This is a genomic window from Acinetobacter sp. YH12112 (assembly GCF_013418945.1).
In the GTDB taxonomy this organism is placed as follows: domain Bacteria; phylum Pseudomonadota; class Gammaproteobacteria; order Pseudomonadales; family Moraxellaceae; genus Acinetobacter; species Acinetobacter indicus.
On sequence record NZ_VPBA01000010.1, the window covers coordinates 53,502 to 65,438 of the forward strand.

Here is an 11,937-nt window from a genome sequence, read left to right on the forward strand (position 1 = left end):
GGCTCGCTATAGTCCACACCTGTCTCCATTAAATGCCGATTTTTAAAAATTGCCAATATTCAAAACCGCTGTTGTGATTTGATTTAACACTTAATCGGGCAATAACTGAAAATACGATGAGCACATTTTAAGGTTAATTTTGACAATAAAATTGCAGCGAATATGCCATCAAAGCCGTCAAAATGGCGTATGATGCTGAAGGTTCAGCCTTTCTCAATTTATCCTTATTGCTGGAGTATCTTTATGGATTTGCTCGACGTCGTACGCAGCCGCTATACCACCAAAGCCTATGATCCTGCAAAAAAAATTCCTCAAGAGCAGTTTGAACGCTTTCTCGAAATTCTCCGTTTTACCCCCTCTTCTATTAATATCCAGCCTTGGCATTTCTTTATTGCCGAGCATGATGCAGCCAAGCAGCGCATTGCCAAAGCCCTGGTCGGGAAATATGCCTACAATGCGCCTAAAGTCTTAGATTCTTCTCACACCATTTTGTTCTGTACCAAAGCCGATATTAGCGATGAACATCTGGACAATTTGTTGCAGCAAGATGATGTCAGCGGCCGTTTTAAAGATGCCAGCGCCAAGCAGGGCCAGAAAGACAGCCGTAGCGGATATGTGGATTATTACCGCAATGAAAAAGGTGATATTCAGCGCTGGGCCGAAAACCAGACCTTTATTGCCTTGGGTCAGATGTTGCTGGCTGCCGGTATTGAAGGTGTAGATGCCACCCCGATTGGCGGCTTTAATGAACAGATTCTGACAGAAGAACTAGAATTACAGGACAAGGGTTTAATTCCATCGGTGCTGCTGACCTTGGGCTATCGCAGTGAGCAGGACTTTAATGCTAAACTTCCCAAGTCACGCCTGAATAAAGATGAAATTTTCACCAAATTGTAAGAACTACATTACATAATACAGGGACGAAAGTCCCTGATTTCGGCTTGATTTTTGCTTTCCCTTTCACAACACAATAATAATAGACCGGAGAAGAAAGATGTCTATCCTTGCCCAGCTCCCAATGAAGTTTGAATGTCGTCAATGCAATAAACTGTATTTGCATCAATATCAGCAGGAAAAACGCCATTATCCTCATTGTCCGAGCTGCCAGAAAGCCGGTCTGTTACTGGGCATTGCCGAACTTCAGGACCTGATCAAACATCCGCTGATTTTTGCTGCCAGCTTCATCAAATTCAAGCCGTCATCGCATAAGCTAAACACATCACACTGATGATGCCCAGCCCCAGCCCAATGGCGGTGCTGGGTTTTAATTTTTCTTTAAAGAACAGCAAACCGCTGATTACCCCTAAAATTACCACCAGAATATTCATGCCAGCGAACACAACCGCCGGTGAATCTTTTAAAGCCATATGTGCTTTGACATAAAACGCGATATTGGCAAAATTCAGCATCCCCAAAATTAAGCCTGCCACTATATTTTTGCCACTGCCCCAGCTTTTGTGCTGAATCAGAATATACCCCAACGATAAAATAAAAGCGCAGATGAACATTAGGTTCAATACCAGCGCAAACTGCAGGCCTAAACCGGTGGTGTATTTCAGCAACACATCAATCAGCGCATAACCGACCCAGACCAAAGCCAAATACAGCATACCCGCTTGAGCGGACGATGCACCGCCACGATGCGAATATAAAATACACAGTACCGCTGCAATCCCCAACGCAATCCCGACAATTTTCAGGCTATTAAACTGTTCCTGGAAAATAAAATAGGCCGCAGTTAAAGACAGCACCACCGATAGCCGCTGGGCAATTTCGGTTTTTAAAATTCCGGCAGTTTGTAATGCTTTGGCTAAAAACAGGAATACGCTTGGCAATAATACCCCTAAAGCCAGAATCAGCAGCCACGGCGTGTCGGTGAGGGACAGCTGTTGTACATTAGGCTGAAACCACCAAAAACACAGCACACTGGCCGAGGCATAATTCCAGCTGATCATCTGCAAAGGTGAATAGCCGCGATTCTTTGCGACTTTCAAGAGAATCGACACCACCACACTACAAATGGCCGCTGCTAAAATCAGTTCCATGATCTACTCTTATTTATATGCATTATGTGATCTGCTCTGCTGCACTATAGCGGTTCAGATACAGAAAAGCCCACGCAATGTGGGCTTTTTTTATAAATACTTCACCAAGAATTATTTATAACGATCTACCATTTTCTCTAAAGAAATTGGACGGATTTTGTCAGCATTGCCCGCAGTACCAAACGCTTCATAACGTGCAACACAAATATCTTTCATTGCATCGACCGTTTTAGCGAAGAATTTACGTGGGTCAAACTCGCTTGGTTTTTCAGCCATGAAGCGACGCATTGCACCGGTAGAGGCCAGACGCAAGTCGGTGTCGATGTTAATTTTACGCACACCGTGCTTGATCGCTTCAACCAGCTGCTCAACAGGTACACCATAAGTTTCCTTGATGTCACCGCCGTACTGGTTGATCACTGCCAGCCATTCTTGTGGCACAGAACTTGAACCGTGCATCACCAGATGCGTATTTGGCAGTGCCGCATGAATTTCTTTAATACGGTCAATCGCCAGAATATCGCCTGTAGGTGGACGGGTGAATTTGTACGCACCGTGTGAAGTACCCACTGCAATTGCCAGTGCGTCTACATTGGTGTCTGCTACGAAAGAACGTGCTTCTTCAACTGAAGTCAGCAATTGAGAGTGATCCAGTACACCTTCTGCACCGACACCATCTTCTTCGCCGGCCATACCTGTTTCAAGGCTGCCCAGACAACCGATTTCACCTTCAACAGAAACGCCACATGCGTGTGCCATTTGTACCACACGACGGGTCACATCTACGTTGTATTCATATGAGGTTGGAGTTTTACCATCTTCACCCAGTGAACCATCCATCATGACTGATGAGAAGCCCAGCTGGATAGAACGTTGACAGACGTCAGGACTGGTACCGTGATCTTGGTGCATCACCACCGGAATGTGTGGCCATTCTTCAATTGCAGCCAAAATAAGATGACGTAAGAATGGTGCGCCTGCGTACTTACGGGCACCTGCAGATGCCTGTACGATTACAGGTGAATTCGTCGCATCTGCGGCCAACATGATTGCGCGCATTTGTTCTAAGTTGTTTACGTTAAACGCTGGTACGCCGTATCCGTGTTCACCGGCGTGATCCAATAGCTGGCGCATTGAAATAAGAGCCATAATATCCTCCCAGGTAATGCTGCATATTCTACATGGGGATTTGTTTCAATTCAGCAACAAAACGTCGTATTTAAAAAAAATCCCTGCCAATGCAGGGACTTTTATACAAATTACTACAATTTGTGGGACTTTTAGAATTATTGCGCTTCAGATGCTGGTGCTGCTGCGCTGTCTGGGGTTGCGGCATCTGCTGGTGCATTGGCCACTTCTTCAGGCACATCGGTATTGTTTTCATCCAGTACTGGCTGATCAATTGCATCAATCGCCGCTTGCTGTTCTGCAGAAATTTGCTCTGACGCTACAGCTGCTGATGCATCTGCAGTGGTCGCTGTTGCATTGTCGTCTTTTTTAGCACATGCAGTGAAAGCTAAAGATGCAGCAAGTAACGCGGCAAGAGTTAATTTTTGGTTCATCAGAATATCCTACAACCCGGTGATTTTTGATCATAATATTTCAGAAACATGACAGTTTTATGACTAAAAAATGAAGTGCATAAAAAAGGCTGACCGAGGTCAACCTTTTGTCATCTTGCAAGCGTGTGCGAATTAAGCACGTTCTAGCAATACGGCAACTGCTGGTAAGGTCTTGCCTTCTACAAACTCAAGGAAAGCACCGCCACCTGTAGAGATATAACCAATTTTGTCTGCAACTTCATATTTGTCGATGGCAGCCAAGGTGTCACCACCACCTGCAATTGAGAAGCCTTCTGATTCAGCAATCGCTAAAGACAGGGCTTTAGTCCCTTCACCGAACTGATCCACTTCGAATACGCCAACTGGGCCATTCCAGAGAATCGTTTTAGAAGTTTTCAAGATCTCAGCAAATGCTTTTGCCGTTTCTGGACCAACATCCAGAATCATGTCGTTGTCAGCCACATCTTCTACTTTTTTCACGGTTGCTTTGGCAGCTGCCAGTGAACCCAAGAAGTCATCAAAGTTGATTTCAGATGCATCAGCAACTACCACATCCGTTGGAAGTGGTACAGATACTTTGGCAGCAATGGCTTTGGCTGTGTCGATCAAATCATTTTCACACAGTGATTTACCCACGTTGTAACCCGCAGCGGCCAGGAAAGTATTGGCAATACCACCACCCACAATCAACTGGTCGCAAATGTCAGACAGTGATGTCAATACATCCAGCTTGGTGGATACTTTAGAGCCGGCAACAATCGCCACCATTGGTTTTTCTGGGGTTTGCAGTGCACGGCCCAAGGCATCCAGTTCAGCAGCCAGTAAAGGACCTGCTGCAGCCACTTTAGCAAGACGCGCAACACCTTCAGTTGACGCTTCTGCACGGTGCGCAGTACCAAAGGCATCCATTACGAATACATCACACAGCGCTGCATATTTTGCTGCCAGCTCAGGATTATTTTTCTTTTCACCCACGTTAAAGCGGCAGTTTTCAAGTAACACCACTTGACCTGCTTCTACCTCTACACCATCCAGGTAGTCAGTCAATAATTTGACTTCCTGGCCCAGTGCTTCGGTCAGGTAAGCTGCGACAGGCGCAAGTGATTGTTCAGCTTTAGGTTCACCTTCAACAGGACGACCCAGGTGAGAATACACCATTACGGCTGCGCCTTTTTCCAAAGCCGCTTTAATTGTCGGTAAGGCAGCACGTAAACGCGCATCGCTGGTAATCACACCATTTTTCACCGGCACGTTTAAGTCTTCGCGGATCAGAACACGCTTTTGTGCCAGGTCGAGGTCAGTCATACGCTGAAAATTCATGTATAGCTCACTTTTTAGATATTAAAATCGCCAAGATTCTAAATGATTATGCAGAAAAAGGTTAGCTTCTTTTGCAGAAAAGCTAACGATTGCCAAAGTTTTGTTATGATAGGAAAAAAACAGACCTGATAATTCTTATGCCTATGTCTATACATCCAGATCCAACCCTGAACCGTTTAAATGTTTTAGGCGAGCCTTTGGCCAGCTGCTGTTTTGACCCGATTACCGGCTATTTTCGTAATGGCTTTTGCCATACGGCGCCCACGGATCTGGGCCAGCACACTGTTTGTGCACAAATGACCTCGGAATTTCTGAACTTTTCCCAGAAAATTGGCAATGACCTGATCACACCGTTGCCTGAAGTCGAATTTCCGGGCTTAAAACCGGGTGATTTATGGTGTATTTGTGTGACCCGCTGGGTTGAAGCCTATCAGGCCGGTAAAGCACCACCCGTAAAAATTCAGGCCTGCCATCAGGCGGTACTGTCTTACGTTCCCTTAGATATTTTGATGGAATATGCTGTCTAATGAAGCGTCCGATTATTCTGGCGTCCAGCAGCCAGCCCCGTAAAGAGCTGATGGACCGTTTAAAGCTCGACTATCAGTGTATGACACCCGACATTGATGAATCACCGCAAGGTGAAAACCATGCCGATGATCTGGCCAAACGGCTGGCTTTTGAAAAAGCCCAGAGTATTGCCGAGCAATATCCTGAAGCCATTGTGATTGGCTCCGATCAGGTGGCGTGGCGTGAAGGTGCGCCCGATATTTTTATTGGTAAACCGTTAAGCTCGGAAAAAGCCATTCGCCAGCTGCAGGCCAACTCGGACAAAATTGTCTACTTTAGTACTGCGCTGAGCGTACAGCAAAAATCCAGCGGTTTTGAACAGACCCTTGTCGAACACTACAAAGTCAAATTCCGTAAACTGAGTCTGGATGAAATCGAGCGCTATGTGGCACTGGAACAGCCGCTGCATTGTGCCGGCAGTTTTAAATGCGAAAGTCTGGGGATTAGCCTGTTTGAACAGATGATTGGCCAGGACCAGACCACCTTGATGGGTATGCCAATGATTCAGCTGTGCCAGATTCTCCGCCAGCTTAATCTGCAGATTCCCTAAACACGGTAATGCAATACCCAAAATGATCAGGTGCCTGTCCTGATCATTTTTTTCGCCATCTTTTCCCTTCTGCCACTTTTCTAAATTTCCTCAAGATGAAGTTCATCACTTGCACCACCGCACAACTCAAGGGACAATAACAGCTAAATTTATGTTGTAGTTATTTGACATGTCTCAACCTTTAGACGTTTTAGGCGGAATCACCGCTGAACAATTCCTTGCCGAATATTGGCAAAAAAAACCGCTGCTGGTGCGTAATGCTCTGCCTGAAATTGCCAATATTCTTGAGCCGAGTGATGTCATGGAGCTGGCACTGGACGAAAATATCAGCGCCCGCTTAATCAAGCAGAAAGATCGTGATCCCAACCAGTGGTCCGTAAAATCTTCACCGCTATTAAAAGCCGATTTCCAGAAAATGCCAAAGCTGTGGACGCTGCTGGTCCAAGCGGTAGATCACTACTCTTTTGATCTGGCGGAACTGTGGAAAAAATTCCCGTTTATTCCGCAGTGGCGCCGTGATGACATTATGGTGTCATATGCGCCAAAAGGCGGTTCGGTCGGCAAACACTTCGACTTCTATGATGTATTTCTGGTGCAAGGCTATGGTCATCGCCGCTGGCAACTGGGCCAGATGTGTGATGCCGAAACCGAATTTGTTCCAGGTCAGCCGCTGAAATTACTGCCAGAGATGGATGTCAATTTTGATGAAGTGCTGGCACCAGGTGACCTGCTTTACGTACCACCAGGTTTATCGCACTATGGCGTGGCCGAAGATGACTGCCTGACCTTCTCTTTCGGTTTCCGTATGCCAAATATCAGCGACATGATGGATCGCGTCAGTGACAAGTTTTCTGACAACCAGTTGCTAAAAAATCCGTTGCAAGATCTGATCCGCGACCAGATCAGCCCGATTGGACAAATTACCCAGCCGGAACTGGAATATTTAAAAGCCGAATTGCTGGCACAACTGCACAACTCGACCGTGCTGGAAGATGCCATCATGAGCCTGATGTCAGAGCCAAAATATCCGGACAATATTCCAGAAGCAGAAGAAATTGGTACTGGCGATCTAGAAGATGCGCTGGATCAGGGCTATCAACTGATTTTAGAACCGGCTTCACGCCTGCTCTATACCGAAGAAGATGGCGAGTTACTGTTCTGGGCCAACGGTGAAGGTCTGTATATTTCGGATGAGTTTGCGCCTTTACTGAAGCAGATTGCTGATGGTGAACTCGTCGAGCTGAATGAAGACCTGTACCATGAAGACATTTTGGAAGATGTAGCCCAGTTACTCAATGATTCTGTGCTGATGCTGCTGCCAGCTGAAGATGCAGAAGATGAGGCCGAATAAGGGCTTAATCCTGAGGTGATACCACTAAAATCGCCTTGATTAAGGTATAACCGGGTGTAGAGTTCACCTTTAACTCTGCACCTATCCGCGCCAGACGCAGCTTCATACTGCGTACGCCAATACTCATCCCGTGATCGAGCACCCCATGGGTATCAAATCCAATTCCATCATCCTGAATACTTAAACATAAAGTCTGTTCATCGGGAAAATCCAGTGTCACTTGCACATGCTTAGCCTGACTGTGCTTCACCACATTGGTCAGACTTTCTTCCAGCACCCGCATCAGGTTCAGACATTGCAGCGGTGTCGGTTGCACTACCCATTCACTGGCAATGTTCCAGGTGGCGCGCATCTCAACTTCATCCATGAGCTGGCTAAAACGATGACGCACCGGCGCAATCCATAACACCGGCGTTTCCGGCACTTTGGCGCCAATTGAGGAGCCACTGTCAATAATTTGCCGCAAATCATCACGCAGTAATTTCAAAATCGACAGAAACTGGCGGTTACTCATGGGCTGCTCGCTCTGATCAACCATAATCATTGAACGCACCAGCGAAGCACCCAGGCCATCATGCAAATCATGAGAGAGATGAATCCGCTCCTGCAAGCGCACATTTTCCAGTTCCAGATAATGCTTTTCCGACATGCTCTGTTTTAAGTCTTCACGAACCTCAAACACCCGGTATTCCAGTTGCTGGTTAAACTGCTCAATTTTCTGCATGCTTTTGGTGGTGCGAATCCCGAGAATTAACGCAATAAACAGCGTCACCACCGGCGAGGTATACGGTGATAAGGGCTGTAAATCGGTATCAAACGGCGCAGCCAACAGTGCAATATCTAAAGCGGCAAAGATAATAATCAGGCTTAAACAAATCACCAGCAGGATATTTTCTACCCGCGGCACGCGGAAGGTTAAACGCAGCAGATACAGGAAAACCCCGAATAATAGCAGGCTATAGCCTAAAAATACCAACCCGAAAACGGTTTGTGCATGTTCGAGTGGCGTTACGAAAATGCCCAGAATCACCGCCACCGAACAGATAAAGGCGGTTTCTTCCAGTATCGGAAATTTTTTATCCACAAAACGTAGCAAATAGACAATGAATGACAGAATATACAGCACAAAAAAGGCAATATTGGCCTGTGCCGCCATCAGCGTATTCGGGAAGGGATAAGTTTCCGTGCTAATAATATTGGAGACAAATAACAGCCACAGCAAACAGCTTAAGGCAAACCAGCCATAACTGACTTCTTTACGCCGAAACAGCCAGATCACCAGACACAACACACCCAAGGTCGCCGATAAAATTGCATTAATCACAAATAAGGTACGACGATCCCAGATCTGTTGCTGATATTCCGTATAACTGTTATAGACATTCTGGAAGGAAACATCCCCAAGACCGGCGGATTGAAAGGCATAGCCTCGCACATAAACTAAAATTTCATTCTGGTCATGACGCAGGCCGCTAATCGGTAAAATCCAGTAACGTGGCATATTCCAGCTTTTGGAAAGCGGCTCTTCCAGATGCCGGTTTGACCAGATTAAATCGCGGTTTAAAAACACCGCACCCGCACTATTTAAATAATTAATAGAAAATACAATCGACTGATCCAGCACGGCCGGTTCCTGACAGGACCAGTTCCAGACAATTTTGTACCACACCCCGCCGTTATAATCCGGCCAGCGTTCATTCCAGCGATCAGGCAACGTCACAGGTTGCCATCCTGTATGTGGATGGCTATGAATATCCGGTGTCTGTACGGTGCTGACCGACTGAATATTAACCTGACAATACGGGTCTATGGCATAGCTTTGCTCTGCATACGCACTCGATAGACAAAGATAAAGACAACAGCCGCACCAAAACTGGAGCAATCTGTAGATCATAAAATGCCTAATGAGCGCGCTGTACTGACTGCCTTGGTGCGTTTACTTACCGAGAGCTTGCGATAAATATGCTTGATATGACTTTCCACGGTATAGCGCGACACAAACAGCTGCTCGGCAATTTCCCGGTTACTCAGGCCCTGCGCGACCAGATTTAGAATTTCATGTTCACGGTTGGTCAGTTGTTCAATATCTTCATCGGGCTGTTTAAACGGCTTGGCAATTTCCTGTGGTTTCTGTACTGAAATCTGCGACAGTATTTCCCGGGCAATAAAGGGATCAATCGGTGCGCCGCCTCTTAAAATACTGCGAATGGCCATGATCACTTCAGTATCGTCGCGTTCTTTTAACACATAACCGGTAGCGCCCGCCTGAATGGCCGAAAACAGGCTGTTTTGCGTACTCCAGGCCGAAATCACCAAAATTAGTACACTGCTGTCTTTGGCCCGAAGCTGTTCAATCAGTTCAATTCCATTGCCATCTGGCAACCCCAAATCGACCAGCGCCAAAGACACCAGCTGTTCTTCAATTTTCTGTAATGCTGCTTTTAAATGGCTAACAAAAATCAGCATGTCATTGCTGTAGCCCATTTCAAGGAGGATATGTCTGAGGCGTGACTGAATCATGGGTTCATCTTCCACAATCAGCACAGGGGCCGGTAATATTGATTCTGTAATGTCCACTGTCTTCCCCGATCTTTTAACTTTCAATATAGCGATATTATTAAACGGTTCTCTATCCCTAGAATTAAGGAATTTCAGAGTGTTAGCACTGTTATTTTTATGATTTCAGCATAGCAGCTATTTTTTAATTTTTATAGATTTTATTGCTCATTTTTAAGCTGTGCTAAAGCCCTTGCCAAATTTCACAAATCATTACTTGTATGCCCTATTCAGAATCTGCACAGTAATACAAGATTGAATTCGCAATGGAAAAATCATAACAATGCCAAGTCCAGCCCAAGCCATTCGCCATAAACTTTTAAATACTTTTTTCTCCCGTCACTCGGTCTGGTTTGCCTGTATTTTAATTGCGCTGGGCATTACATGGCTTAGGCTATTTTATGAGCCACATTATATTTATTATTTTCTGTCCGATGGTGTAATTAACTCACTCTGGCTAATCACCACACTGCTGAGTCTGGTCGGTCTGTATGATGTCATTCAGACCAAGCATTCCATTCTGAAAAACTACCCGATTATGGGTCATTTCCGGTTTATTTTTGAAGATTTCCGCCCGGAAATTCGCCAGTATTTTATTGAGGCCGATCAGGACGCCCAGCCTTTTTCCCGCATGCAGCGCAGTCTGGTCTATCAACGTGCCAAAAATGAAAATGCCGATAAACCCTTTGGCTCGATTTTGGATGTGTACGAAGCCGACTACCGTTTTATTGTGCATTCCTTGCGCCCCTGCCCACCGGCTGATCCAAAAACCTTCCGGATTCATATTGGCAATGAACAATGCAGCCAGCCTTATAGCGCGTCGATTTTAAATATTTCTGCCATGAGTTTTGGCAGCCTGAGTGCCAATGCCATCCGTGCCTTAAATAAAGGTGCCAAACTCGGTGGCTTTTATCATGACACCGGTGAAGGCAGCCTTAGCCCGTATCATCTAGAATATGGCGGCGATATTGTCTGGCAAATTGCCAGTGGCTACTTTGGTTGCCGCACCGCAGAAGGTTTATTTGATCCGGAAAAGTTTGCCCGTCAGGCCGGTAATCCGAATATCAAGATGATTGAACTCAAACTCTCTCAAGGTGCCAAGCCGGGCCATGGCGGTATTTTGCCGAAACATAAAATTTCAGAAGAAATCTCGCAGATTCGTGGTGTGCCACGTGACCGCGATTGTGTATCGCCCTCGCGCCATCCTAGTTTTAGCACCCCAATTGAAATGCTGCAGTTTTTACAGCAGTTACGCGATTTATCGGGTGGTAAACCGGTGGGCTTTAAACTGTGTATTGGCCAGCCCTGGCAATTTATGAGTATCGTCAAAGCCATGCTGGTGACCAAAATTGTGCCTGACTTTATTGTGGTGGATGGCTCGGAAGGCGGTACCGGCGCCTCCCCGATTGAGTTTAGTGACTATATTGGTACGCCGCTGCGTGAAGGCTTACTATTTGTGCATAACACTTTGGTTGGCGCCGGCCTGCGCAGTAAAATCAAGCTCGGGGCCAGCGGTAAAATTATCAGTGCCTTTGATATTGCCAGTACCTTTGCCTTAGGCGCAGACTGGGTCAATTCAGCCCGTGGTTTTATGTTTGCCGTTGGCTGTATTCAGGCGCAAAGCTGTCATACCAACCAATGTCCGGTCGGTGTCGCCACACAAGATAAAGACCGTCAAAAAGCGCTACATGTACCCTCCAAAGCAGAACGGGTCTATAACTTCCATAAAAATACCATGCATGCCCTGTCGGAAATGATTGCGGCAGCCGGTTTAAAACACCCCGCCGACATTCGTGCCCATCATCTGGCGCAGCGGATTAACGACCGGGAAATTAAAAACTATGCCCAGCTGCATTTCTGGCTGAAAGAAGGTGAATTACTGAGCTGTGAAAATAAAGATGAAGAAAACTTTTATTTTCGTATGTGGAATTTGGCCAAAGCGGAAGAATTTTAAAAAAGAGGCACAGGCCTCTTTTTTATGAAATG

General features: G+C 46.0%; 12 protein-coding genes. 6 read left to right on the forward strand and 6 right to left on the reverse strand.

The features are described from left to right. Positions 1 to 243 precede the first annotated feature (243 nt). Both nfsB and FTU50_RS05560 read left to right on the forward strand, forming a co-directional pair. On the forward strand, positions 244 to 897 hold the full coding sequence (gene nfsB / locus FTU50_RS05555) for an oxygen-insensitive NAD(P)H nitroreductase (RefSeq protein ID WP_005178567.1): 654 nt from the start codon (positions 244 to 246) through the stop codon (positions 895 to 897). Positions 898 to 994: 97 nt separating this feature from the next. After that, a complete protein-coding gene (locus FTU50_RS05560; RefSeq protein ID WP_005178570.1) occupies positions 995 to 1,228 on the forward strand; it encodes a hypothetical protein in 234 nt (77 codons plus the stop codon). Here the strand turns inward: FTU50_RS05560 and FTU50_RS05565 are convergent. The 4 genes from FTU50_RS05565 to FTU50_RS05580 all read right to left on the reverse strand — a co-directional run bounded on the left by FTU50_RS05565 (position 1,191) and on the right by FTU50_RS05580 (position 4,927). After that, a complete protein-coding gene (locus FTU50_RS05565; RefSeq protein WP_104494872.1) occupies positions 1,191 to 2,045 on the reverse strand; it encodes a DMT family transporter in 855 nt (284 codons plus the stop codon). The genes FTU50_RS05560 and FTU50_RS05565 overlap by 38 nt on opposite strands. A gap of 111 nt (positions 2,046 to 2,156) precedes the next feature. Next, the gene (fba, locus tag FTU50_RS05570) at positions 2,157 to 3,194 is read right to left on the reverse strand and encodes a class II fructose-bisphosphate aldolase (RefSeq protein ID WP_005178575.1); all 1,038 of its coding nucleotides are present in this window, start codon (positions 3,192 to 3,194) and stop codon (positions 2,157 to 2,159) included. A gap of 137 nt (positions 3,195 to 3,331) precedes the next feature. Then, complete coding sequence (locus tag FTU50_RS05575; RefSeq protein ID WP_005178577.1) at positions 3,332 to 3,607, reverse strand: hypothetical protein; 276 nt, start codon at positions 3,605 to 3,607, stop codon at positions 3,332 to 3,334. A 132-nt stretch (positions 3,608 to 3,739) separates the two neighbouring features. Then, a complete protein-coding gene (locus FTU50_RS05580; protein WP_005178578.1) occupies positions 3,740 to 4,927 on the reverse strand; it encodes a phosphoglycerate kinase in 1,188 nt (395 codons plus the stop codon). Between the two features lie 143 nt (positions 4,928 to 5,070). Here FTU50_RS05580 and FTU50_RS05585 point away from each other — a divergent pair, with 143 nt between their 5' ends. From FTU50_RS05585 to FTU50_RS05595, 3 genes are all read left to right on the forward strand, one after another. Further along, entirely contained in the window at positions 5,071 to 5,454 is a 384-nt protein-coding gene (locus FTU50_RS05585; protein WP_168390631.1) for a DUF2237 family protein, read from the forward strand. Beyond that, positions 5,454 to 6,044 (forward strand): nucleoside triphosphate pyrophosphatase, encoded by a 591-nt coding sequence (locus tag FTU50_RS05590; protein ID WP_180069580.1) that lies wholly within the window; start codon positions 5,454 to 5,456, stop codon positions 6,042 to 6,044. Before FTU50_RS05585 ends, FTU50_RS05590 begins: the two co-directional genes overlap by 1 nt. Before the next feature lie 169 nt (positions 6,045 to 6,213). Further along, positions 6,214 to 7,395, forward strand: a complete 1,182-nt coding sequence (locus tag FTU50_RS05595; RefSeq protein ID WP_005178584.1) for a JmjC domain-containing protein — start codon at positions 6,214 to 6,216, stop codon at positions 7,393 to 7,395. A gap of 4 nt (positions 7,396 to 7,399) precedes the next feature. Here FTU50_RS05595 and FTU50_RS05600 read toward each other — a convergent pair whose 3' ends face one another. Both FTU50_RS05600 and FTU50_RS05605 read right to left on the reverse strand, forming a co-directional pair. Beyond that, the gene (locus tag FTU50_RS05600; protein WP_075174559.1) at positions 7,400 to 9,289 is read right to left on the reverse strand and encodes an ATP-binding protein; all 1,890 of its coding nucleotides are present in this window, start codon (positions 9,287 to 9,289) and stop codon (positions 7,400 to 7,402) included. Beyond that, complete coding sequence (locus tag FTU50_RS05605; protein WP_180069583.1) at positions 9,286 to 9,972, reverse strand: response regulator transcription factor; 687 nt, start codon at positions 9,970 to 9,972, stop codon at positions 9,286 to 9,288. The genes FTU50_RS05600 and FTU50_RS05605 overlap by 4 nt, the downstream gene beginning before the upstream one ends. A 262-nt stretch (positions 9,973 to 10,234) precedes the next feature. Between FTU50_RS05605 and FTU50_RS05610 the strand changes: the two genes are divergently transcribed. Further along, positions 10,235 to 11,905 (forward strand): FMN-binding glutamate synthase family protein, encoded by a 1,671-nt coding sequence (locus tag FTU50_RS05610; protein WP_005178590.1) that lies wholly within the window; start codon positions 10,235 to 10,237, stop codon positions 11,903 to 11,905. The last annotated feature ends 32 nt before the right edge of the window (positions 11,906 to 11,937 follow it).